23 protein-coding genes and 1 pseudogene are annotated in these 23,736 nt (G+C 60.6%); 12 read left to right on the top strand and 12 right to left on the bottom strand.

Annotated elements, in window-relative coordinates; translation table 11 throughout:
• Positions 1–60: 60 nt before the first annotated feature.
• Positions 61–327, bottom strand: a complete 267-nt coding sequence (locus FHX10_RS05785) for a hypothetical protein (protein WP_141677033.1) — start codon at positions 325–327, stop codon at positions 61–63.
• Positions 328–388: 61 nt separating this feature from the next.
• Between FHX10_RS05785 and fumC the strand changes: the two genes are divergently transcribed.
• Positions 389–1,780: a class II fumarate hydratase gene (gene fumC / locus FHX10_RS05780; RefSeq protein WP_097594339.1), complete on the top strand. Its 1,392-nt coding sequence runs from the start codon at positions 389–391 to the stop codon at positions 1,778–1,780.
• Positions 1,781–1,967: 187 nt separating this feature from the next.
• Here the strand turns inward: fumC and FHX10_RS05775 are convergent, their stop codons facing one another.
• Positions 1,968–2,795, bottom strand: a complete 828-nt coding sequence (locus FHX10_RS05775; RefSeq protein ID WP_028758852.1) for an Ig-like domain-containing protein — start codon at positions 2,793–2,795, stop codon at positions 1,968–1,970.
• A gap of 246 nt (positions 2,796–3,041) precedes the next feature.
• Between FHX10_RS05775 and FHX10_RS05770 the strand changes: the two genes are divergently transcribed.
• The gene (locus tag FHX10_RS05770) at positions 3,042–4,649 is read left to right on the top strand and encodes a fumarate hydratase (protein ID WP_097622377.1); all 1,608 of its coding nucleotides are present in this window, start codon (positions 3,042–3,044) and stop codon (positions 4,647–4,649) included.
• A gap of 26 nt (positions 4,650–4,675) precedes the next feature.
• Here the strand turns inward: FHX10_RS05770 and FHX10_RS35535 are convergent.
• Positions 4,676–4,880, bottom strand: a pseudogene (locus FHX10_RS35535) (hypothetical protein).
• A gap of 347 nt (positions 4,881–5,227) precedes the next feature.
• Here FHX10_RS35535 and FHX10_RS05760 point away from each other — a divergent pair.
• Entirely contained in the window at positions 5,228–6,295 is a 1,068-nt protein-coding gene (locus FHX10_RS05760) for a GGDEF domain-containing protein (protein ID WP_063475007.1), read from the top strand.
• Between the two features lie 49 nt (positions 6,296–6,344).
• Here the strand turns inward: FHX10_RS05760 and FHX10_RS05755 are convergent, their stop codons facing one another.
• Positions 6,345–6,956 (bottom strand): pyridoxamine 5'-phosphate oxidase family protein, encoded by a 612-nt coding sequence (locus tag FHX10_RS05755; protein WP_097594337.1) that lies wholly within the window; start codon positions 6,954–6,956, stop codon positions 6,345–6,347.
• A gap of 36 nt (positions 6,957–6,992) precedes the next feature.
• Positions 6,993–7,973: an alpha/beta hydrolase gene (locus tag FHX10_RS05750; RefSeq protein ID WP_097630983.1), complete on the bottom strand. Its 981-nt coding sequence runs from the start codon at positions 7,971–7,973 to the stop codon at positions 6,993–6,995.
• Positions 7,974–8,020: 47 nt separating this feature from the next.
• Between FHX10_RS05750 and FHX10_RS05745 the strand changes: the two genes are divergently transcribed.
• Positions 8,021–8,488 (top strand): MarR family winged helix-turn-helix transcriptional regulator, encoded by a 468-nt coding sequence (locus tag FHX10_RS05745; protein ID WP_028759204.1) that lies wholly within the window; start codon positions 8,021–8,023, stop codon positions 8,486–8,488.
• Positions 8,489–8,597: 109 nt separating this feature from the next.
• Here the strand turns inward: FHX10_RS05745 and FHX10_RS05740 are convergent, their stop codons facing one another.
• Positions 8,598–9,788: a low temperature requirement protein A gene (locus tag FHX10_RS05740; protein ID WP_097630984.1), complete on the bottom strand. Its 1,191-nt coding sequence runs from the start codon at positions 9,786–9,788 to the stop codon at positions 8,598–8,600.
• Positions 9,789–9,842: 54 nt separating this feature from the next.
• Complete coding sequence (locus FHX10_RS05735; RefSeq protein ID WP_047611612.1) at positions 9,843–10,217, bottom strand: gamma-butyrobetaine hydroxylase-like domain-containing protein; 375 nt, start codon at positions 10,215–10,217, stop codon at positions 9,843–9,845.
• A 136-nt stretch (positions 10,218–10,353) separates the two neighbouring features.
• On the opposite strand from FHX10_RS05735, the gene moaA reads away from it, so the two are divergent.
• Positions 10,354–11,400, top strand: coding sequence for a GTP 3',8-cyclase MoaA (gene moaA / locus FHX10_RS05730; protein ID WP_183845006.1), 1,047 nt, complete (start codon positions 10,354–10,356; stop codon positions 11,398–11,400).
• 266 nt (positions 11,401–11,666) lie between these two features.
• Here the strand turns inward: moaA and FHX10_RS05725 are convergent, their stop codons facing one another.
• The 4 genes from FHX10_RS05725 to FHX10_RS05710 form a co-directional block, all read right to left on the bottom strand.
• Positions 11,667–12,617, bottom strand: a complete 951-nt coding sequence (locus FHX10_RS05725; RefSeq protein WP_047610113.1) for a sugar-binding transcriptional regulator — start codon at positions 12,615–12,617, stop codon at positions 11,667–11,669.
• A 21-nt stretch (positions 12,618–12,638) separates the two neighbouring features.
• Positions 12,639–14,105 carry an FGGY family carbohydrate kinase gene (locus FHX10_RS05720; protein WP_097630986.1) on the bottom strand — a complete coding sequence of 489 codons (1,467 nt, stop codon included), beginning with the start codon at positions 14,103–14,105 and terminating at the stop codon, positions 12,639–12,641.
• A gap of 69 nt (positions 14,106–14,174) precedes the next feature.
• Positions 14,175–15,131 carry a transketolase family protein gene (locus FHX10_RS05715; RefSeq protein WP_047610117.1) on the bottom strand — a complete coding sequence of 319 codons (957 nt, stop codon included), beginning with the start codon at positions 15,129–15,131 and terminating at the stop codon, positions 14,175–14,177.
• Entirely contained in the window at positions 15,131–15,940 is an 810-nt protein-coding gene (locus tag FHX10_RS05710; protein WP_047611614.1) for a transketolase, read from the bottom strand. The genes FHX10_RS05715 and FHX10_RS05710 overlap by 1 nt, the downstream gene beginning before the upstream one ends.
• 205 nt (positions 15,941–16,145) lie before the next feature.
• On the opposite strand from FHX10_RS05710, the gene FHX10_RS05705 reads away from it, so the two are divergent.
• From FHX10_RS05705 to FHX10_RS05680, 6 genes are all read left to right on the top strand, one after another.
• Complete coding sequence (locus tag FHX10_RS05705) at positions 16,146–17,126, top strand: ABC transporter permease (RefSeq protein ID WP_097630987.1); 981 nt, start codon at positions 16,146–16,148, stop codon at positions 17,124–17,126.
• A 116-nt stretch (positions 17,127–17,242) separates the two neighbouring features.
• Positions 17,243–18,172 (top strand): sugar ABC transporter substrate-binding protein, encoded by a 930-nt coding sequence (locus FHX10_RS05700; protein ID WP_184389131.1) that lies wholly within the window; start codon positions 17,243–17,245, stop codon positions 18,170–18,172.
• A gap of 28 nt (positions 18,173–18,200) precedes the next feature.
• Positions 18,201–19,679, top strand: a complete 1,479-nt coding sequence (locus FHX10_RS05695) for a sugar ABC transporter ATP-binding protein (protein WP_047610121.1) — start codon at positions 18,201–18,203, stop codon at positions 19,677–19,679.
• Between the two features lie 78 nt (positions 19,680–19,757).
• Positions 19,758–20,546 carry an SDR family oxidoreductase gene (locus FHX10_RS05690; protein ID WP_047610123.1) on the top strand — a complete coding sequence of 263 codons (789 nt, stop codon included), beginning with the start codon at positions 19,758–19,760 and terminating at the stop codon, positions 20,544–20,546.
• 32 nt (positions 20,547–20,578) lie between these two features.
• The gene (locus FHX10_RS05685; RefSeq protein ID WP_063475014.1) at positions 20,579–20,761 is read left to right on the top strand and encodes a hypothetical protein; all 183 of its coding nucleotides are present in this window, start codon (positions 20,579–20,581) and stop codon (positions 20,759–20,761) included.
• Between the two features lie 73 nt (positions 20,762–20,834).
• A complete protein-coding gene (locus tag FHX10_RS05680) occupies positions 20,835–21,617 on the top strand; it encodes an SDR family NAD(P)-dependent oxidoreductase (protein ID WP_063475015.1) in 783 nt (260 codons plus the stop codon).
• A gap of 97 nt (positions 21,618–21,714) precedes the next feature.
• On the opposite strand, the gene FHX10_RS05675 is transcribed toward FHX10_RS05680, so the two are convergent.
• Positions 21,715–22,482 (bottom strand): SDR family oxidoreductase, encoded by a 768-nt coding sequence (locus FHX10_RS05675; RefSeq protein ID WP_047611616.1) that lies wholly within the window; start codon positions 22,480–22,482, stop codon positions 21,715–21,717.
• Between the two features lie 329 nt (positions 22,483–22,811).
• On the opposite strand from FHX10_RS05675, the gene FHX10_RS05670 reads away from it, so the two are divergent.
• The gene (locus FHX10_RS05670; RefSeq protein ID WP_097630988.1) at positions 22,812–23,720 is read left to right on the top strand and encodes a DMT family transporter; all 909 of its coding nucleotides are present in this window, start codon (positions 22,812–22,814) and stop codon (positions 23,718–23,720) included.
• Positions 23,721–23,736: the final 16 nt, after the last annotated feature.

The raw sequence follows: 23,736 nt of genomic DNA, 5'->3' as shown, positions 1-23,736 counted from the left end.
CCGGTCATGCTGTTCTCAGATCAAATCCCGCGAAACTCAAGCAGCGTAGGGCCTCATTGATCAGAAACCGGCCTGCGCCGCCAGCGCCGGCGGACTCAATTTTGTGTGACGGAGGTCCTGCACGGCGCCGTGCAGCAGTTCACACAAAATTATGAAATTATTAGTTAATTTTTTACCGAATTTTCGGCCACAGACCAGTGGGGCAAAAACGCCCGGACGCATAAAATTTCCGAAGTGGCCTAAAAGGCACGCCGAAAAGCCCGCGCAAACATGACTGTCATCTTCAATATTTCGCACGGCATCCGGTTTTCTTGTCGGACTTTCCAACCTATAAGACCTCATCTTTCGAAGATGCCCGAAAACAGCATGTAAAGGGAAGGCAAGGCCGATGACCGCAACCCGCACCGAAACCGATACTTTTGGCCCGATCGAGGTCGCCGCCGACCGATATTGGGGCGCCCAGGCCGAGCGTTCGCTCGGCAATTTCAAGATCGGCTGGGAAAAGCAGCCGCTGTCGATCGTGCGGGCACTCGGCATCGTCAAGCAGGCGGCCGCCCGCGCCAACATGTCGCTCGGCCAGCTCGATCCTGCCCTCGGCCAAGCCATTGTCGATGCCGCCCAGGAAGTGATCGACGGCAAGCTCGACGAGCATTTTCCGCTGGTGGTCTGGCAGACCGGTTCGGGCACGCAGTCCAATATGAATGCCAATGAAGTGATCTCCAATCGCGCAATAGAAATGCTTGGCGGCGTCATGGGTTCCAAGAAGCCGGTGCATCCGAACGATCACGTCAATATGAGCCAGTCGTCGAACGACACCTATCCGACGGCGATGCACATTGCCTGCGCCGAACGGATTGCGCACCAGCTGCTACCCTCCCTCAAGCACCTTCATGCCGCCCTCGACATGAAGGTCACCGAATTCAGCCACATCATCAAGATCGGACGCACCCACACCCAGGACGCGACGCCGCTGACGCTCGGCCAGGAGTTTTCGGGTTACGCCGCCCAGGTCGGCTCCGCCATCAAGCGCATCGAAATGACCCTGCCCGGCCTCTGCGAACTGGCCCAGGGCGGTACTGCCGTTGGTACCGGCCTCAACGCGCCGGTGGGTTTTGCCGAAAAGGTCGCCGAAGAGATCGCCGCCATCACAGGCATGCCCTTCGTCACCGCGCCGAACAAATTCGAGGCGCTCGCCTCGCATGACAGCATGGTCTTTTCCCATGGCGCCATCAATGCGGCGGCTGCCGCTCTCTTCAAGATCGCCAACGACATCCGCCTGCTCGGTTCCGGCCCGCGCGCCGGCCTTGGCGAGCTGGCACTGCCGGAAAACGAGCCCGGTTCCTCGATCATGCCCGGCAAGGTCAATCCGACCCAGTGCGAGGCGCTGACCCAGGTCTGCATTCATATCTTCGGCAACAACGCGGCGCTGACCTTCGCCGACAGCCAGGGCCATTTCGAGCTCAACGTCTACAATCCGATGATGGCCTATAATTTCCTGCAGTCGGTGCAATTGCTCGCCGACGCCGCCGTCTCCTTCACCGACAATTGTGTCGTCGGCATCGAGGCGCGCGAGGACAATATCAAGGCCGGCCTCGAACGCTCGCTGATGCTGGTGACCGCACTCGCCCCGAAGATCGGCTACGACGCGGCGGCCAAGATCGCCAAGACGGCGCACAAGAACGGCACGACGCTGAAGGAAGAGGCACTTGCGAGCGGCTTGGTGACATCGGAGGAGTATGACGCGATCGTGCGGCCGGAAACGATGATTGGGCCGAAGTAGGACGGTTGAGAAGGCCTGTCCGCTCCCCTCACTCATTCCCTTCCTCGGGCTTTGCCCGAGCGATGTCACAAGAATTGAGTGAGGATGAGTGGAGCGCCCTCCGAAATCTCCTGCCAAAGCGGATGAAAACCCCACTTTCGCATGCCTGCCCTGCCGGGGGAGCAACTCACGGCAAACCTGGGAAACGTCAAACCAACAGCGAAAAATTGTCCATCACGACAGAATTGCCCATGAAGTCGAACCGGATTTCTTCGATGTCTTCGAGATTGACCTCGAGATTGGGGCCGGTGACCTCAAGTTCCTGCTGATAGACGATCAAGCCGTCGTTCAGCGCGGTGAGCGTCAGGTGAAAGGGCGATGCCGACAATTCGGCGATGGAAACGCTCTGAAAGGTGAACTCACCGCCATCGAGCATTTTCAAGACGACGGGCGCCGAACCCGGGGCTAGAACGGTGTCGCTGAAACCATCCTCGGTGATGGCGTCGACGCCCGGGATGGTATCATAGACATAACCGTTCAGAAGCGTCAGTTCATGACTGCCGTTCACAGAGAGCGCAAAGCCCCGATAGTCAGGGAGGAAGAAATTATCTGCCCTTGATGTGACGCCCATATCGTCGAAATCGAGGACTTCGTGATATTTGTCCTCTTCATTGACGCCGTCGATCGCGAGCGTCAGAACCCCGACATCCGTGCCGCCTGCGCCATCGGAGATCTTGTAGCGGATTTCTTCGATCAGTTGTTCGTGCGCCCGCAGGTTCTTCACCACGTCGAGCGTAAAATCCAGCTCGTACTCGAAATGGCCGTCCGGCCGCACGGTGAAGGTTCCATAGTCCCCTCTTATGATGGTTTCCTGGGCGAGCCCATGTTTCGCGTCGACGCGCACACCGTCGAAAAAGCGAAGATAAAGCGTCGATCCCTCGGGATCGCTGTCATTGGGGAGCAAGTCACCTCGGATCCAGTCGTGCTCGAAGAAAATGCGGAGGTCGTCGTTAGCAGTTGGCTTTGCATTCGTCATCGGAAGCTCCAGCAAGTTAACGCGGCCGGGAATATGGACTGGCTGCGAACCGAAGGCAACTTTGAGTCGTCTTTAACGGAAGCTCGTGCCTTTTTCGCTATTTCACCTCGTTACGCGCCGGCAGCGAAAACATATGCGACCATGGCCTCGACCGGCGGGACTGCGACCGTATCCCGATTGCATTTGCGCTGCAGCGGATTTAGACCGGTTCCAATTTAGCGACGCCCTACCAGAAAGGTCACTTCGATGGCTGACGATCTCTTCCCGCTCGGCAAGGATGCCACCCCCTACCGCAAGATCAGCGGCGACCATGTCTCGGTCGATACGTTCAAGGGCCAGGAGATTCTGACCGTCGAGCCGGAAGGCATCCGCCTGCTGGCCGAAACCGCCTTTGCAGATATCAACCACCTGCTGCGCCCCGGCCACCTGAAGCAGCTCGCCGCGATTCTCGATGACCCGGAAGCGACGGACAATGATCGTTTCGTCGCCTACGATCTGCTGAAGAACGCCAATATCGCCGCCGGCGGCGTGCTGCCTATGTGCCAGGATACCGGCACGGCGATCATTATGGGCAAGAAGGGCCGCAGGGTCTGGACCGAGGGCGAGGATAGTGCAGCGTTGGCCCGCGGTGTCATGGATGCCTACGAGAAGAAGAACCTGCGATATTCGCAGCTCGCGCCCATCAAGATGTTCGAGGAGAAGAATACCAGGAATAACCTCCCGGCCCAGATCGACATTTATGAGGAAGGCACCGACGCCTATGAATTCCTCTTTGTCGCCAAGGGCGGCGGCTCGGCCAACAAGACCTTTCTCTACCAAGGCACGCCCTCGCTGCTGACGCATGACCGGATGATCGACTTCCTTAAGGAGAAGATCCTGACGTTAGGGACGGCAGCCTGTCCCCCCTACCATCTGGCGATCGTCATCGGCGGCACGTCGGCCGAGATGAACCTGAAAACCGTCAAGCTCGCCTCTACACGCTATCTCGACGCGCTGCCAACCGAAGGTTCCGAGAGCGGCCATGCCTTCCGCGACATCGAGATGGAGAAGGAAATCCATAAGCTGACGCAGCAGATGGGCGTCGGCGCCCAGTTCGGCGGCAAGTATTTCTGTCACGACGTGCGTGTCATCCGCCTGCCCCGCCACGGCGCGTCGCTGCCGATCGGGCTCGGTGTCTCCTGTTCCGCCGACCGCCAGGCCAAGGGTCGCATCACCCGCGACGGCATCTTCATCGAGCAGCTGGAAAGCGATCCGTCGAAATACATGCCCGAGATCGACGAGGCGAAACTGTCGGAATCGACGGTGCGCATCGATCTCAACCGGCCGATGGCCGAGGTGCTTGCCGAACTCTCCCGGCATCCCGTCAAGACGCGCCTGTCCTTGACCGGCACCATCATCGTTGCCCGCGATCTTGCCCATGCCAAGATCCGCGAACGGCTGGAAAAGGGCGAAGGCATGCCCGATTACCTGAAGAACCACCCCGTCTATTATGCCGGCCCGGCCAAGACGCCTGCCGGCTACGCCTCCGGCTCCTTCGGCCCGACGACGGCCGGCCGGATGGACAGTTACGTCGACCAGTTCCAGTCCTTCGGCGGCTCGATGGTGATGCTCGCCAAGGGCAACCGGTCGCGCGCCGTGCGCGAGGCCTGCAAGAAACACGGCGGATTCTACCTGGGTTCGATCGGCGGCCCCGCCGCCCGTCTTGCCCAGGACTGTATCCGCAAGGTCGAAGTCTTCGAATATCCCGAACTCGGCATGGAAGCGGTCTGGAAGATCGAAGTCGAAGACTTCCCCGCCTTCATCGTCATCGACGACAAGGGCAATGACTTTTTCCAGGAACTGAATTTGGGCTGACCGGGCGGGCTGCGTTGCAGCCTGCTTTATCGTGCCGACGCCTTATTCGATGCCCTGATGTTCGGCGCCGTCACCGCCTCGCTGATACTGACCACATCCCGGCATCGACCCTTGCCAAATCTCCCTGCGGAAAGCACCGGCGAAGAAGCCGGTGTGCTCCAGCAGCAGGGCGCCAGCCGCGACGGCGGTGAAGGTCAGAATTGCGAAAGAAACATGAGGGCGCGTTTCCATGATCTCACGTCCCGGTCTGCGCGTTGCGATCGCGTCCACTGCCAGAAAATGTCGCCCCGAAATGCCGGGACCAAAATACGAAACGGCCAAAACCAACTGTCGACAAGATGAATACGATTCCACGCAAAGAAGAACTGTAAGTTTTTTAGACACCGCTCCCGCAAAGCGGGTATGCATTGTCCCGCCGAAGATACGTTTTTCCGTGGAGAATCATAGGCCTGATCGAAGTATTGACCCATCGGGCATTTGTCGTATGTAATCTTTGGTATATATCGCTTTAATCTTTTCCCAAGAAATTTAAGCTAACAAACAGAATATTGCCTTTGAATATATGAGGAGTTCGCCGGATGAATACGGCTGTCGCGCCCAAGGTGCCGGTTCCCGATGTTGCGGGTCAGATCACCTATGCCATGCGCTCCATGGGCGTTGCGCCGATACCGCGCAATTACGAACTCTTCTATGAGGCCTATATCGGGTCCAACCCGGCGCTCACCCGCGAACTTGCTGCGCTCGGCAGCCAGGTGACCCAGGCCGAGCTCGATGCGCTCGGTGCGCAGCATTTCACCCACAGTCCCGCCCGCATCTTCGACGACGCTCATACGCGTCTTGCTGGCGAACTCGACGGCCTGTTGCGCATCCTCAGGCAGGAGCAGAACTCGCTCGAAAGCTATACCAGGCTGCTCGGCGAGACCCACAAGCGCATCACGTCCAAGAGCAATGCCAGCGTCGAACTGATCGAAAACGCCATCGATCTCCTCAGCCAGGCGACCGGCGACACCATGGCGCATGGCGAACGCACCGTTGAGGATGTCGTCCAGCGCTCGCAGGAAATGGACCAGGTCCGCAAGGAACTCGACGAATACAAGCGCATCGCCAACACCGACTCGCTGACGCGCCTTTCCAACCGCCGCGCCTTCGACGACCGCCTCGCCGCCGTCTTCGACAATCCGGGCATGCGGCCGGTGACGGCGCTGTTGCTTTGCGACATCGACAATTTCAAGAAGATCAATGACACCTACGGCCATCCGGTCGGTGACAAGGTGCTCGCCACCGTCGCCTCCGTCATCCGCAGTAATGTCCGCCGCGACATCTTCGTCGCCCGCACCGGCGGCGAGGAATTCGCCCTCATCATCGACGGCAACACGCCCGAGGAAGTCATCGCAATCGCCGAGCGCATTCGCCGCACCCTGGAGACGACGCCCTTCAAGAATTCCCGCACGCGGGTGAATTACGGTCCGGTCACCGTCTCGATCGGCATCTGCATGGCCTCAAGCGCCGACGATGCCGGCGAACTCTACAGCAAGACCGACATCGCGCTTTACGGCGCCAAGAATGCCGGCCGCAACTGCACCATCCTCTATCAGGACGGCATGCAGAAGGATTTCACCAAGAGCTGGCTGATCTACAAGACCTGACGGGAATTCCGCACCGTGTGCACGCTGTCACCATAAGGTGACGGCGGCTTTACCACATCGTCTTCGCCGCCCGCCCCGGCCATTCCCGGTCGTAGGTTTCCTGATCGAAATCGCCGACCGCCGCCTTCAGCATCTGCCCGGGCGTCGGCAGCTTCGCCGGATCGGCGAAGTGCTCTCCATTCCAGAGCTCGGCCCGCATCACGGCGCGCGCGCATTGGAAATAGACCTCATCAATCGAAATCACCACGACGGTGCGCGGGTGTTTGCCGTCCATTTCGAAGCTCGAAAGCAGCGTCCCATCGTCGGAGACGACACCGCGGCCGTTGATGCGCATCGTCGTATTGGAGCCGGGAATCAGGAACATCAACGCCAGACGTGGATCGCGCACGATGTTGGAAAGTGAATCGACGCGGTTGTTGCCGCGCCAGTCCGGCAAATGCAGCGTCTCGTCGTCGACGACGCGCACGACGCCACCGAGATCGCCGCGCGGCGAACAGTCGAGACCCTCGGGGCCGACTGTCGCAAGCGCCGCGAAAGGTGAGATCTCGATCATCTCCCGATAAAGCGGGGTCAATTGCTTCGTCACCTTGCTGACCGAGGCCGGCGAAAGCCCGGCGCCATAGATCGTGTTGAGCTCTTCGATGCTGCTGATGATTTTCATGAGGCGTCCCGCCGCGGCTTGATATCAGGACGGACGCTACAATGCCGCGCGCCTTGCCGGAAGCTCAAAAAACGGAATGATCTCTGCATCTTTTTTGATGCTTTCGTCCGCCGCATCACCCACGTCCCGATCGCCATCGAGAAACGCCGCGATCGCCGCAAGAACCGGCGCGGCGCCGATGATGCGCCGGTGACCGAAGCCGTTCGCCCAGTAAAGCCGGACGCTCTTTCCGGCCGCGCCATAGCGCCTGGCATGGAGCGACGACACCTCCTTGTCATCCTCGGCATGGATGACGAGCACCGGCCGGCCGATCGCGCCGGCCGCCTCCCCGGCGTCGAAATCCTCCAGTCTCCGTCCGGTGACACGGTAAACCTCATTCCCCAGCGCCGCCTGCGCCGCCGGGCGAAGGTCGATCATCCCGCCGAAATCGGTAAACAACCAGCCCATTTCGCTGGGCGCGCCGATCAGCGCCAGGCGCTCGCCGGTTAGAGGCGCCACGCCAGGCAGCAAGCCTGCCGCCGACACCATCAGCGCCGCACCGCCGAAGGAATGACCGATTGCCGCATCGAAGGCGCCGAAACGCGCCTCCGCCGCCGCGATCGTCTCGACCGCCAGCCCCATATGCAGGAACCGTCCGCCCGAACGGCCGTGGCCGGGAAAATCGAGCGCCACGACCTCGGCGCCTGATGCCGCAAGCATCGAGACGAGCTCTGCCATATAGGCGGCGCTCGATCCCCAGCCATGCGTCACCAGATAGCGTTTGCGCTTGCCCCTCGCCCCGCCGTTCAGCCGATAGGCATGCGCCCCTCGCCCGCCTGCAAGCTTGAGGGTGAAGTGTTCGGCGCCGGCAAGCCTAGCCGCTCCCGCTGCATGCGCCATCTTCGCCTTGGCTCCCTTCGGGATTGGCGATGGCGTCCGGCAGAACAGCTGGAATGCCGCTCTGCCTGCCAGGTCAGCCGAAACTGCCTGAAGGGCCGAAAACGCGAGGCGGGTGACGTCAAGCGCAAAGTTTGCCATAGTGAGATTCCAAAAGACTGTTCAACACTGAACAATAAAGTACAACGATGAACAAAAATCAATCCCTTCCCTGGGATCATCCGCGTTTTCGCAGCTGGATCGCGGTGGCGCGTGCCTGTCAGCTGATGCAGCAAACGCTGTCCCGCTCGCTTGCCGATCTCGACATCAAGCCGCCGCACCTCGATATCCTGGTCAACATCTATCGTTTCGAAGGAATCTCGCAGCAGGAGCTGGCGCGCAAGCTGCTGGTCGGCCGCTCGAACATGAGCATGCTGCTGCCGCAGATGGAACACCGCCGGCTGATCGAACGACGCGGCGACGAGCGCGACAAGCGCGTGCTGCGCCTTCATTTGACGCCGGAGGGCCGGAAGCTGACTGAGGCAGCGATGGCGATCCAGACCGATCTCATCGAGCGCACGCTCTCGGAAGAGCCGATCGAGCAATGCATGGCGACCGCCACCTCGATGGAGCGTATCATCGCCATGCTGCTCAAGGAGTTGCGCGACGACGATTAGACGAATGCATGTCGCCCAAAAGTGTGCAGCGGTTTTGGGAAGACGACATGCATAAAACCAAGACCTAAAGCGCCTCGCATGAACCAAGTTCGATGCGAGCGCTTGATGATCAATGCAGCGTCGGTGCTGCCGTCGTGCCGGCCAGCGAGCGGTACTCCCAGGCAGCAACGATGATCAGCACCAGCGTCGCCAGAATGCCCAGCAAATAGACCTCGATGAAGGGGGCTGCGAAGGCAAGCAGGATCACAAGCACCAGCCCGGCCAGATGCGACAACGGCAACTGCCCGCTGGTCGCGCCCTTGAACCAGAGATTGCCGATCAGGAACAGGCCGGAGCCGCCAAGCACCGCCGCGGCGATGCCGAGATCGCCGGTCTCATGCGGATGCGAGAACATGAACTCGACGGCCACCGCATGGACGATGATGCCGGCAAGGATCGGAATATGCCCATAGGTGAAGGCCTGCCGCGCCAAGCTGCCCGGCGTCTCTTCATGTTCGATGCGGTGGGCAGCACGGCCGTGGCCGAAGCGGAAATACAGCCACCACATGGCGACCGTGCCGATGAAGGCGATGACGAAGACAATGCTGGTCAGCCCCGAAAACGGCAGCTCCGAAAAGGTGCGTCCGGAAACGAGAATCGCTTCGCCGAGGCAGATGATGACGAAGAGCGCGCAGCGCTCGGCCATATGCGCACCCGAAACGTCCCAATCCCGCGCCGTCGAGCGGCCGAGCCCCGGCACGGCAAAGCCCGCGGCCGGCCCGATATATTCGATCGTAAGCGCGATCACCCAGGCGATCAGCCGGGCCTCGTGCTCGAGCAGCCCGCCGGCGATCCAGAAGACCCCGGCAACCACCAGCCAGGTGGTGATGCGGACGAAATTCAATGTGTTGGCGCGATCGACGCGCGTCATCGCATAGGTCGTAAACAGCGAGCGCCCGACCTGCATGGCCACATAGGCGCCGGCAAACAACAGCCCCTTGTCGCCGAAGGCCTCGGGAATCGAGGCAGACAGCAGCAGACCGAGCATCATCAGCGCCACCAGCATGCCGCGCACCGGCATCTTGTCCGGATCGAGCCAGTTCGTCACCCAGGCGGTGAAGATCCACACCCACCAGACGGCGAAGGTCATCAGCGCTGCCTCGGCGGCGCCGAGCGGCGTGTAGTGGGCGGCGAGCGCATGCGAAAGCTGCGAGATCGAAAAGACGAAGACCAGGTCGAAGAACAGTTCGAGGAAGGTCACCTTGCTGCCGGCAGCACTCCCTTTGGCGCGCAGCCAGTTCTTTCCGTTCGTCTTCGCCATATGGCCCCCCGATGGCTGGAATTATGCGTGGATTGAGAGTGATAACGGCGCCGGTCAGCGCGGCTTTTCGGCCGTGTCGCGGTTCATGCCCTTTTCCTTCAGCTCGTCCTCGTAGGCCGAAAACAGCTCAGCGCCCCGTTCGCCGAGTTCGCGCAGATAGGTCCAGGTGTAGATGCCGGTATCGTGCATGTCGTCGAAGCCGATGCGGACTGCGTAATTGCCGGTCGGCATCATCGAGATGATCGCGACATTGCGTTTGCCTGATACCGTCACCTTCTGCCCCGGCCCGTGGCCCTGAACCTCGGCCGAGGGCGACAGCACGCGCAGGAGCTCGGCCGACAGGTCGAAACTCTGACCGTCGTTGAAGGTCACCACCAGCCGCTGCCGGTCTTTCGAGACGCGGAGTTCCGTTGGCCAGATATCGCTCATCATTTTGTCCTCTTCTCATGCGAGGAGTAGGCGCTGATCTTTTTCAGCGCAAGCTGAAATTGGCATGCGCACGCGACCTGTTTCCCTTGACGTGACAATAGCATATGCCCACATTGACTGGAGTACGGAGATACAGGTGAACACTAGAGTTGGAACGATAGGCAATGCATCGCCGCTGGTGGCAGGTGCGCACCCTATGATCGACCCCTTCGGGCGGGCGGTCACCTATCTCCGCGTCTCCGTCACCGACCGCTGCGATTTCCGCTGCACCTATTGCATGGCTGAGAATATGACCTTCCTGCCGAAGAAGGATCTCCTGACGCTGGAAGAGCTCGACCGGCTCTGTTCCGCCTTCATCGCCAAGGGTGTCAGCAAGATCAGGCTGACCGGCGGCGAGCCCCTGGTGCGCAAGAACATCATGTATCTGGTGCGCCAGCTCGGCCAGAAGATCGGCTCCGGCCTCGACGAGTTGACGCTGACGACCAACGGCTCGCAGCTTTCCCGCCACGCCGAGGAGCTTTATGATTGCGGCGTGCGCCGCATCAACGTCTCGCTCGATACGCTCGATCCCGACAAGTTCCGCAAGATCACCCGCTGGGGCGATTTCGCCAAAGTCATGGAAGGCATCGACGCAGCTCAAAAGGCAGGGCTGAAGATCAAACTCAACGCCGTGGCGCTGAAGGATTTCAACGATGCCGAGATGCCGGAGCTTCTGCGCTTCGCCCACGGCCGCGGCATGGATTTGACCGTCATCGAAACCATGCCGATGGGCGAGATCGAAGAAGACCGCACCGACCAGTACCTGCCGCTCTCGAAACTGCGCGCCGATCTCGAGGAGCAGTTCACCCTTGCCGACATCGACTACCAGACCGGCGGCCCGGCGCGTTATGTCCGGGTCGAAGAAACCGGCGGCCGCCTCGGCTTCATCACGCCGATGACCCATAATTTCTGCGAGAGCTGCAACCGTGTGCGCCTCACCTGCACCGGTACGCTCTATATGTGCCTCGGCCAGAACGACGCCGCCGATCTGCGCGCAGCCCTGCGCGCCACCGAAGACGACGCCCTCCTCCACGCCGCCATCGACGAGGCCATCACCCGCAAACCCAAAGGCCACGACTTCATCATCGACCGCACGCATAACCGCCCGGCCGTGGCCCGGCATATGAGTGTCACCGGTGGGTGAAAAATAGGGGTAGTACGCACCCCACCCGCCCGCATTCCTGTGCTCGTCACAGGAATCCAGTACGCCCAAGTCCCTGGGCGCGGAAAACGCACTTGCTGTAGGGAGTCATTCACGGCGCCGACGCGCTGTGGCTGGATTCCTGTGACGAGCACAGGAATGAGGGAGGAAGGGTTGATATCCGGGCACCGTCTGGCCCGCACCAAAGGTATGATCATGCTGGTCGCCATCCACGACCTCGACCAGGCGCTGCGCTTCTCTCCGCCCTGTCAGTCGATCAATCGCTGCGCGGTAAACTTGTCCGTAACAAGCATGTCGATGACGCCTACGCGGAGCGCACCGGCGATAGCGTCCGTCTTTTTGGTCCCGCCGGCAAGTGCAATGACCCGGTCCACCCGTTCGAGATCCTCAAGTGGAAGCCCTATGACCCGATCATCAAGGGGTGTCTTGACCGGCTTGCCGTTTCTATCGAAGAAGCGAAGCGAGATGTCGCCGACGGCTCCCGCTTCCGCGAGATCGGACAGTTCGCGAGACGAAAAGATGTTGCCGGACCGTGCGAGAAGTTCGGAAGGTTCGACTGCCCCGATTCCGACGATCGCAAGCGTTATGCTGCCGAACAGATCCATCGTCTCGCGGACGAACGGGTCGGCCTGCATAAGAAGCTTTGCCTCTCTGGACGTCGTAACGCCCTGCACAGGGAGCAGTTTCGGTTCGGCGCCAGTCAGCCGCGCAAGCCGCGTGGTAAGCTGCGTCGCATGCGTCTGCACTGAAGGATCGCCCATGCCTCCAAGGGTCTGGACGACGTACTTCGCCTGAGCGCTCTTCAGGGGATGAATGTTCTCGACCATCTTGGAGATGGTCTGGCTCCAACTCGAAACGCCGATGATCTCCCCTGGCGCAAGCGTCACCTCCAGGAGATGAGCCGCTGCCTCTCCGATACGGGCCATGATGGCTCCGTCCCGATCTTCCGTGCACTCGACGACGATCGCCTCCGGCAAATCATATTTCTCGCGAAGAGCGCCCTCGAGCTCACTGTAGGTGCCAGCGGGGGGTGTCACGCTGGTTCGCACAATATCTTCAGCCTCGGCGCGCTTGAGCATGCGCGACACCGTCGCCTGCGACAGGCGAAGGTGCTGTGCGATCTCCGCCTGTCGCCGTCCCTCCAAGTGGTACATCTGGGCGACCCTTGAGATGAGGCGGAGTTCGTTGAGGCGAGTCATCGCTAATCCTGGAGTGAATTTTTATTCATCATTAGCCGTTGTAATGCGTGACGTCGAGCGGGCAAGTGCATCATTCCAGCTATCCAGAAGCACCGCTCGATCCACGGGTTCCGGGTCAATGATCTGTGAGCTGCGGGGCAGCTCTGCGATAACAGGGAGATCTCTCCACAAGCCAAGTGAGAGACCCGCAAGATATGCAGCTCCCAAAGCCGACGCCTCGGGTGCTTCGCATTGGATCACGGGATGTTCGATGAGGTTCGAGACACACTGCATTAGGAATCGGTTCTGGCTCGGTCCGCCATCGACATAGAGGGCCCCGAGCTCGCCGCCGCTTTGCGCTCGCATGGCTGCGATCACGTCGTGCACCTGGAAGGCGATCGAATCGGTTACCGACCGCGCCATTTGCGCACGTGTCGTATTGAAATTGATCTGGGAGAACAGGGCACGGGCGTCGGAGTTCCAATAGGGCGCGCCCAATCCCACGAATGCTGGCACGAAGCCCGGTCCGCCCGGTTCGGCGCTTGCCGCAAGTTCGACAAGGGCCGCCACGTCCGAAAGGCCGAGAATGCCTGCCATCCAGGGGAGACTGGCAGCGCAAACGAGAATATTGCCTTCGAAAGCGAACGTCGGCTTTCCCTTGATACGCCATGCCACGGTCGTTGTGACGCCGTTGCGTGGGGGAATAAATCGCGCAAGCGTCGTCATCACCGAAGAGCCGGTTCCAAAGGTTACCTTGCCATCACCCGGCTTGAATGCGCCATGACCGAACAGCGCAGCATGGCTGTCTCCGATCGCGGCCATTATGGGCGTTCCATCCGGCACGCCTGGCAATCCTTGCGTCCTGCCGAATTCGGCGGAACTGTCGAGCACCTCGGGCAGGAGTGCGATATCGACGCCGAAAATCTCGCCCAGTTCCTCGCTCCATCTCTGCTCCTGGAGATCGAACAACTGACTCCTGGCGGCATTGGAAGCATCGCAGACATGCCGGCGACCACCCGTCAGGCAGTGGACGAGCCAACTGTCGATCGTTCCCAGCCGCACCGATCGCCCGGCCGGCATACGGTCGAGCAGCCATCGGAATTTCGAACCCGGGAACATCGGATCCAGTGGCAGGCCTGTGAGCGCCTGCACGCGATCAAGGTGGCCTTCGGCAATGAGACGTTCGCAATCCTGTGCCGTTCGACGGCACTGCCAGCTCACCACCGGTCCAAGTGGTTCGCCCGTTTCGGCGTCCCAGGCCGTGACCGACTCGCGCTGATTGGAAATCGCCACGGCCTCGATAACCACGTCGGGAGCGGCCTTCAGGCAGGCGTCGATCGCCTCGCAGACGGATGCGTAGAGCCGGCGTGGGTCTTGTTCGACCCAGCCCGGCTTCGGATAGGCGATGCCGACTGGAGCCGAACCTCTGCCGACAATTTCTCCCTTTTCGGAAACGACAACTGCCTTCGAATTGGTGGTGCCCTGGTCGATTGCCAGAATTGCCCGCATTCTATCCTCCTCGGATCAGACGGCAGCCGGGACGACAAATAAGCGTCCCGGCCGATCACGTGATCCCAGTTACTTGCGCCTGATCAGCGACTGCGCGGCGTCGGCGATCGCGGACGGCGCCATCCCGAATTCGTCGAGCAGAAACTCCGCCGAACCGGTTGGAGCGTAGACGCCGGGAACGCCGAGACGTTTCATCGGAACCGGAGCATTGTCGACCACCACTTCTGCTACCGCGGACCCGAGACCGCCAAAAATCGAATGCTCTTCGGCTGTGACGATCGCTCCGGTTTCCTTCGCCGCAGCGATGATGGCGTCCTCGTCGATCGGACGAACCGTTGCAAGGTTGAGCACCCTGGCGTTGATGCCGCGTTCTGCGAGGATCTCGGCAGCCTTCAGAATTCGATGAGTCAAAGTACCGTTTGCGATAAGGGTGACGTCAGAACCCTGGCGAAGGAGGTTTGCCTTGCCAAGTTCGAACTTGTGACCCTCCGGGAGCAGATCCGGCACACCCACGCGAGACAGGCGCAGGAAACAGGGGCCGTTGTAGGCCGCGGCCCACTCCACCGCAGCAGCTGTTTCGATGCGGTCACAAGGCGCAATGACCGGAAGATTAGGCAGAACCCGCGTCCAGGCGAAGTCTTCGATCGAGTGATGGGTCGGGCCGAGTTCGCCATAAGCCATCCCGGAAGAAATGCCGACCAGTTTGACGTTGGCGTTCGAATACGAAATATCGGCCTTGATTTGCTCCAGCGACCGTCCCGTTAGAAATGGAGCGGCGGCGCAGACGAACGGAAGGCGTCCGCCGTTGGCGAGGCCTGCTCCAACTCCGACCATGTTCTGCTCGGCGATACCGACATTGACGAGGCGCTCCCCAAACTTCGCCTTGAAGCCGCCGAGCTTGGAGGAACCGACGGAGTCGTTGCAGACGGCGACGATCGTTTCGTTTTCGGCTGCCAGCCGCTCAAGCGTAGAGGCGAATGCGTCGCGGCAATCGTAGAGCTTGGGTGCGTGTATTGGCGCGTTCATTACAATGCCTCCGACAATTCTGCCAATGCGATTTCGTATTGTTCCTTGTTCGGCACCTTGTGGTGCCAGTCGACCCGGTCCTGCATGAACGAGATTCCATGCCCCTTGTTGGTATGGGCCACGATGCAATGCGGTCTCGATCCCCGGTGTTCGAGGGCCGAAACGACTTCGCTCATATTGTTGCCGTCGATCTCGGTGACCTCCCAATCGAAAGCTTCAAGCTTCGGACGAAGCGGCGCGAGATCGTTGGTTTCAGCTAGGGCTGCGCCCTGCTGGAACCTGTTGTGGTCGATGACCAGCGTCAAGTTATCGAGCTTGAACTGCGCGGCCGCCATGATCGCTTCCCAGTTGGAGCCCTCCTGCATCTCACCGTCGCCGGTGACGACGTAGGTGTGATATTTCGCGCCCGAGAGCTTGGCAGCTTTCGCCATTCCTATTGCGACAGGAAGACCGTGGCCGAGCGGCCCGGTATTCGTTTCGACGCCAGGAACCTTGTTGCAATTTGGATGTCCGTTCAGCCTCGAATGCGGCTGCAGAAAGGTGGATATCTCGTCCTCCGGAATGAAGCCGCGTTTTGCGAGCGTCACATACAGAGCGCATGCAGTATGCCCCTTCGAAAGAACGAACCTGTCGCGGTCGGGGTGCTTCGGCTGATCGGGCCAAACATTCAGCACACGAAAATAGAGGGCTGTCAAAATGTCGATGACCGACATTTCCCCGCCAATATGGCCGGCGCCCGCTTCAAAGACCGCCTGGAGATCGCGCAATCGAATCTCGCGAGCGACCCGCTCGAGTTCTATCGTATTCATGGATTCCTCATGTGCATAAATATTCATTTATCAATATTCTTGCACAAGAAGCCGATTAGTCAAGCCCTTTAAGCGGCACACCGGCCGCCCGAAGTCCATAAACCCTGTTGACAGCAGGAAAGCAACTTGTTAATGAATTTTCCAGCATGAGTGAATATTTATTCTTGGAATGAACTAGCTGGTAGCCTAGGCATAGGGAGGAACAATGGTGGCGCTCGATATCAATGAAAACGGGCTTTCGTCCGGCGCCTGGTTGAGCAAGCTCAAGGGAGCCACCGGGCCGCTCGTGGGGCTGCTGGCGCTTTGCATCTTTCTGAGCTTCAGCACCGACACGTTTCTTTCGGTTCGGAATGGCCTCAACATCCTCGATCAGATCACTGTTCTCGGCATCATGGCCGTCGGAATGACATTCGTCATTCTGATCGGCGGCATAGACCTCTCCGTCGGCTCGGCACTCGCTCTGGCGATGATGGTCATGGGCTGGACCGCGAATGTCGCCGGCCTGCCGCTGCCGGTCGGGATCGTTTTTGCTCTGGTCGCTTCGGGAATTTCGGGGCTGATCGTCGGACTTCTGGTGACGCAGTTCAGGGTTCCAGCGTTTATTGCCACTCTTGCGATGATGTCGGCGGCTCGCGGCGTCGCAAATATGATCACGGACGGCCAGCAGATCGTAGGCTTCCCCGACTGGTTCATGATGCTGGCGATAGATCGCCATTTCGGCGTGTTGACAGCCACCGTGTTTCTCATGCTTGCGGTTGTTCTTGCGGCCTGGCTTTTCCTGCACTTCCGGTCCGAAGGCCGCATGCTCTACGCGGTGGGCGGAAATCCGGAAGTCGCTCGGCTGGCGGGCATCAACGTCCCGCTCGTGACGATTGGCGTCTACGTCGTAAGTTCAGTCCTTGCGGGGCTCGCAGGCATCGTACTTGCGGCCAGGCTGGATTCCGTCCAGCCGTCCAGCGGTCTGGGCTATGAGTTGGACACCATCGCTGCGGTCGTCATCGGCGGGACCTCGCTCTCGGGCGGCGCAGGCGGTATCGGGGGAACGCTTATCGGTGTTCTGATCATCGGCGTCCTTCGCAACGGGCTCAATCTTCTCAACGTTTCGCCGTTCCTGCAGCAGGTGATCATCGGCATCGTCATCGTGCTCGCGGTCGGCGCGGAGACCATTCGTCGGCGTCGCGCCTGACGAACGGGGTCCGCCGCGTCGGCGGCCCGGAATTCCGTTCCAAGAGTTTGGGGCGGATCAATACCCCGAGGGGGAGGACATACCCGAGGGTTCCATCAAACAACGGAGGAAATACAATGAAAATTGCGCGCACCATGCTCGCGTCTGCTGCACTGCTCGGCCTCACGCTCGGCCCCGTACACGCGGCGGAACTGAAGAAGCTCGGCCTGGCCGTTGCCAACCTTCAGGCAAACTTCTTCAACCAGATCAAGCAATCGGTCGAAGCCGAAGCCAAGAAGCGCGGCATCGAAGTCATCACCGTCGACGCAAAGGGCGACGGGCCGACGCAGGTCAATCAGATCCAGGATCTCCTGACCCAGAAAATCGACGCGCTGATCTACATTCCGGCAGGTGCGGCCGCTGCGACCGTTCCGGTCAAACTCGCGAAAAGCGCTGGCATTCCGGTCGTGAACGTTGACCGCAACGCCGAGGGAGCACCCGGCGACACCTTCCTTGCAACGGATTCCGTCGCGTCTGCCAAGGCGGTCTGCGACTACATCCTGAAGGAAGCCGGCGGCAAGGGCAAGATGGTCATCATCCACGGCCAGAAGGGCACGACGCCGGAAGTCGATCGTTCGAAGGGCTGCGCTGAATCTCTCAAGGCATACCCCGATGTCAAGGTTGTCGCCGAGCAGTTCTCGAACATCTGGAGCCAGGACGAAGGCTTCCAGATCATGCAGAACATGCTGCAGGCCAATCCGGACGTTTCGATCGTGTTCGCCCAGGCCGACGGTCTCGCCCTTGGCGCCGCGCAGGCGATCAAGGTCGCCAATCCGTCCCAGAAGATCGTGGTTGGCGGCTTTGATGGCGACACTGCAGTTCTCGAAGCCCTCAGCAAGGGCGTCTTCAACGTCACTGCGACCCAGCAGACGCAGAAGATGGGCCGCGATGCGGTTGAAAACGCCGCCAAGCTTGTCGCCGGAGAGAAGGTGCCGCCGGTCCAGCTCCTGGATGCCACGCTGACGACCAAGGAAAACGTCGCCGGCTTCATTGCCAACCATCCGTAATGAAGTCGAGGTCTTGAGGAGGTGTGCCATGACTGATCCAGTTCTTTCCCTGAGGGGCATATCCAAGTGGTATGGGCCGCTGCAGGTTCTGAAGAATGTCAGTTTGGACGTCTATCCCGGTGAAGTGGTTGCACTTCTCGGTGAAAACGGAGCGGGCAAGTCGACACTATCCGGCATCATCGCCGGGTCCCGCACACCGTCCGAAGGATCAATGACATGGCTGGGGCAGCCTTATGCCCCAGCCTCCCCGAGGGAAGCGATCGACAAGGGCGTTGTCCTGATCCATCAGGAGCTGCAGCTGCTGCCGCAGCTGTCGATCGCGGAAAACGTCTTCATCGGACGCTGGCCGATGAAGAACGGCGTCGTCGACCGCGGCCAAATGGTTCGCCGCGCCCAGGAGCAGCTCGCCCGCCTGAACCTTCACATACCCGCAACGCGGAAGGTCGCCGGCCTTTCCACTGCAAATCAACAACTCATCGAAATCGCCAAGGCCTTGGCTCTCAATGCAAAGCTCCTGATCCTGGACGAACCGACCGCGGCCCTTGGTGGCGCGGAGACGGAGGCTCTCTTCGAACAGGTTAGAAAGCTTCGGTCAGAGGGCGTCGGCATTGTCTACATTTCCCACCGCATGGAAGAGATCAAAAAAATAACCGACCGGATCGTCGTCCTTCGCGATGGCGAGCGCGTGCAGGAATTCTCCGATAGCGCGACCCCGGTGCGAACGATTGTCGAGAGCATGGTCGGACGCCCGCTTGACCGCTTGTTCCCTACCCTGCCGGTTCCGACAGACCGTCCGGTACTCCAGGTGTCCGGGCTGAGCTCGCCTGATAATTCGTTCCGTGACGTTACCTTCGAAGTGCGGGCCGGGGAAATTCTCGGGATCGCCGGATTGGTCGGCGCCGGCCGCACGGAACTTGTCCGTGCCATTTCGGGCGCGGACCCAATCAGTGCGGGTTCGATCAAGCTGGAAGGCGAAGAACTCAGGCTGCGCGATCCGGCGGACGCGATCGCCAAGGGCATCGTGATGGTCCCGGAAGACCGCAAGGAGCAAGGTCTCGTTGTAGGGCACCGGATCAGCGAGAACATTATCTACGCCAATCTCGACAAGCTGGGCGGGCGTTGGATTACGCCGCACGTCAAGCGCTCGTTTGCGGAGAAGGCAGTCACCAAGTTCGGCGTAAAAGGCCGTGCTGAGCAATATGCCTCGGACCTGTCCGGCGGCAACCAGCAGAAGGTCGTCATCGCGAAATGGCTGATGCGCGATCCGAAGGTCGTCGTACTCGACGAACCGACGAGAGGCATCGACGTCGGCGCCCGAGCGGGCATCTACGACATCATCGTCAATCTTGCCAAACGGGGCGTGGCGGTCATCGTCGTAAGCTCGGACCTCGAGGAGGTTCTCGGAGTGTCCAATCGCATTCTCGTGCTTGCCCAAGGCAAACAGGCAGGCATTCTCAATCGTGACGAGGCGAATGACGTTTCGGTCATGGAGCTAGCCACCATCTAAAGCAATTCTAGCAAAAGTGTGCAGCGGTTTTGCGTCAGGAATTGCGTGAAAACAAAACAGACAGAGAAAGGAAGAGCGGTGTCCGACATCACTCTGAACGCCCCGAAGCTTTTCGATCTCAGCGGCCAGGTTGCCATCGTTACCGGAGCCGGGAGCGGCATTGGGCAGCGCATTGCCATCGGCCTTGCGCAATGCGGCGCCGACGTGGCGCTGCTCGACCGTCGAACCGACGATGGACTGGCCAGGACGGCCGAATATATTCGCGCCGCCGGCCGCCGTTCGATCCAGATCGCGGCTGACGTCACGAGCAAATCGTCCCTTGGAGAGGCAGTCGCACATACCGAAGCAGATCTCGGCGCATTGACGCTTGCAGTCAACGCTGCGGGCATTGCTAACGCCAACGCGGCGGAAGAGATGGAGGAGGACCAGTATCAGACGTTGATGGATATCAACCTGAAAGGCGTATTCCTTTCCTGCCAGGCGGAGGCCCGCGCCATGCTGAAGAATGGACGCGGCTCCATCGTCAACATCGCTTCCATGTCCGGTGTGATCGTAAACCGGGGGCTGAGCCAAGCGCATTATAACGCCTCCAAGGCGGGCGTGATCCATATGTCGAAGTCTATGGCGATGGAATGGGTCGACCGCGGCATCCGCGTCAACACCATCTCCCCCGGATACACGGCAACGCCCATGAATACCCGTCCCGAGATGGTTCATCAGACCAAGCTCTTTGAAGAGCAGACGCCGATGCAGCGTATGGCCACGGTCGACGAGATGGTGGGTCCGGCGGTGTTCCTGCTGTCGAATGCAGCCAGCTACGTGACCGGCGTCGATCTTCTCGTCGACGGCGGTTTCTGCTGCTGGTGATGCGATGAGAAGCGCAATGCCGCCGCTGGAAAATGAACGGTCTCGCTTCCTCCCTGGCTGAGATCGAGGCGCTGAGGGGACCAACGGGCATGACGGCGTGCAATATCGTCGTCTGCCCGCCCTTCACGCCGATTGCACGGGCGGAGGGCTTGGGCGTCGCCATCGCCGCTCAAGACCACCTGAATTCGCCGAAATTCTCTGGGGCGGCCGCTTGAGTTTCAATAATGATCGCAGGGTAGAACGCGCCCAGATTTGCTGTTTATGTCAGGATACCGGGAAGGAAAGAGCATGAAACGCTTTGAGCAAAAGACTGTCGTCATTACCGGGGGTAGCCGCGGCATCGGAGCGGCGATCGCCAAGCGGTTTGCGAAAGAAGGCGCCAACCTCGTCATCTCCGCAAACGAAGATTCGGTGCATGGAGTCGCCGAGCAGATCATAGCCGAAGGCGGCAAGGCGATCTCTTTCGTGGGCGATGTCACGGACAAGGCGAGCGTGAAGGCTCTCTATGACGCCGCCGAACACGCCTTCGATACGGTCGACATTTCAATTCAAAATGCCGGCGTCATCACCATTGCCCGCGTCGAGGATCTGACCGAAAACGAGTGGGACAAGGTGATGGCGGTCAACACCAAGGGCGTCTTCCTCTGCGCCCAGGAGGCGATATCAAGAATGCGCAAGCACAAGCGCGGCGGCCGCATCATCAACACCGCCTCCGGCCAGGCCCGCGACGGCTTCATCTATACCCCGCATTATGCAGCCTCGAAAATGGGCGTCGTCGGCATCACCCAGAGCCTGGCCAAGGAAGTCGCGCCCGAGAAGATCACCGTCAACGCCTTCTGCCCCGGCATCATCGAAACCGATATGTGGGCCTATAACGACCAGGCCTGGGGTAAGCTGCTCGGCAACTACGCCCCCGGCGAGCTGATGAAGGAATGGGTCGAGGGCATCCCGATGAAGCGGGCCGGCTCCGGAGAAGACGTCGCCGGCCTGGTCACCTTCCTCGCCAGCGACGACGCCGCCTACATCACCGGCCAGACGATCAATGTCGACGGTGGTTTGATCATGTCCTGAGCCCTCTCGGAGGCGACGGTGCCATGGCGGCCAGCCCCGTCCTTCGAGGGCGGGTGGCTCGACCTCATACACTGCCGATCCCCGCCCCTCGCCCCACCTATGTCCGGCTGATCGACACCCCGCCATCCGCTAGCATCGCCGTGCCGGTCACGAAGCTCGACATGTCGGAGGCGAGGAACAGCGCGGCTTTGGCGATCTCTTCGGGCTGCGCCATGCGTTTCAGCGCATGCAGCCCCTCCACGAAGGCGAGCACCTCGGGTGTCGCGTCCGGTGCGTTGGTGATGCTGGCGGGTGTGTCAGTGCCGCCGGGCAGCAGGGCGTTGACGCGGATCTTCTGCCTGCCGAGTTCGGCGGCGAGCACCTGCACGAAGCCGATCAGTCCCGCCTTGCTCGCCGCATAAGCGGCCATGCCGGGCATGCCGACGGTGTGGCCGACGAAAGTCGAGGTGAAGATCAGCGATCCGCCGCTTTTTCCCATCGCCGCCGACTGGTGCTTGGCGCCGAGGAAGGCTGCCGTCAGATTGGTCTCGATCGTCTCGCGCCAGCCCTCCAGCGATAGCCCGGCGACCGGTCCCATCTCGCCGAGGATGCCGGCATTGTTGAAGGCGATGTCGAGCCGGCCGAAACGCGAGACTGCCGTCTCGACGAGCCGTGCCTGCAGCGCCTCGTCCCTGACATCGCCCGATATGGCGACCGCCTGTCCGCCCTTCGCCTCGATTTCGGTGATGACGGCATCAAGCGCGTCCTGTCGGCGGCCGGTGACCACGAGCTTGGCGCCTTCCCGCGCAAAGAGTTTCGCCGCCGCGCGGCCGATGCCGGAGCTTGCGCCGGTGATGATGGCGATCTTGTCGTTGAGAAGTGTCATATCGGTTTCTCCTGGATTGTTGCGATAACCGAGATGCTCAAACATCAGGCGATACAGCCACCCGTTTCCCGCGCAGGAAGAGAAAAACGCCAATGAGGCGAACCGGCAGGCGCGATGGCATTCCCCATCGACGCCTTGATTGCGGCGTCGGAAATATCGGAATTCAACTTAAAAAACGCGGATTTGCCGGGACTTCCGCCCACACGCCTGCGTTGACATCAGCGCCATTGTGCACCGCATCATCGATTTATGCCTGGTGTGACATTCATCCGATTCCCTTGATGCATCTTCGCGACTAAAAGGGGCGCACAGGTAACGGGAATCTCTTCATGCCGCGGTCACGCAATACTGAGGGCGCCATCTATATGACCATGGCGATGGCCGGCTTTTCTGCAAGCGACGCTCTGTCCAAATCGGTGATCGCCTATATGAACGCCGGCGAGATCATGTTTCTGCGCGGCCTCTTCACCAGCCTGCTCGTCTATCTGATTGCCTGGAAAATGGGCGCGCTGCGCTCCTGGCGCATCATGCTGCAGCCGATGATCATCTTCAGGATCATCTGCGAGACGCTCTCCGCCGTGACCTATATCACCGCGCTCGGCATGATGCCGATCGCCAATGCCTCGGCGATCCTGCAGTCGCTGCCTTTGGTCGTCACCTTCGGTGCGGCGCTCTTCTTCGGCGAGCCGGTCGGCTGGCGGCGCTGGTCGGCGATCCTCGTCGGCCTCATTGGCGTGATGATCATCATCCGTCCCGGCCCCGATGGATTCACCCCCGCCGCCGTCCTCTGCGTCGCTGCGGTGCTGACGACGGCCGGCCGCGATCTCGCCACCCGGAGCATCAGCCCGGAAATTCCCTCGCTGATGATAACCGTCATCACCGCCATGTCTGCCTCCTTCTTCGGCGCGCTGCTGATCCCGGTGCTCGGCGGCTGGCAACCGGTCAGCGCCACCGCGCTCGGGCATCTGGCGCTCGCCTCGGTGCTGGTGCTCGTCGGCTACCAGTCGGTCATCCTTGCCATGCGCACCGGCGAAATCTCCTTCGTGGCGCCGTTCCGCTATACCAGCCTGATCTTCTCCTCCCTGCTCGGCGTCTTCTTCTTCGCCGAAGTGCCTGATAGCTGGACGCTTATCGGCGCTGCGATCGTCATCGCCTCCGGCCTCTATACGTTCTATCGTGAGGCCAAGCGCCGCGTATCGCCGATCGCGCAGGAATCCGCCCCGCGCGCGCCAGTCTGAGACAAATGATGGCTGA

This window comes from Rhizobium sp. BK591 (genome assembly GCF_014195045.1).
GTDB lineage: Bacteria > Pseudomonadota > Alphaproteobacteria > Rhizobiales > Rhizobiaceae > Rhizobium > Rhizobium anhuiense.
This window is presented reverse-complemented; position numbering and strand designations above follow the sequence as displayed.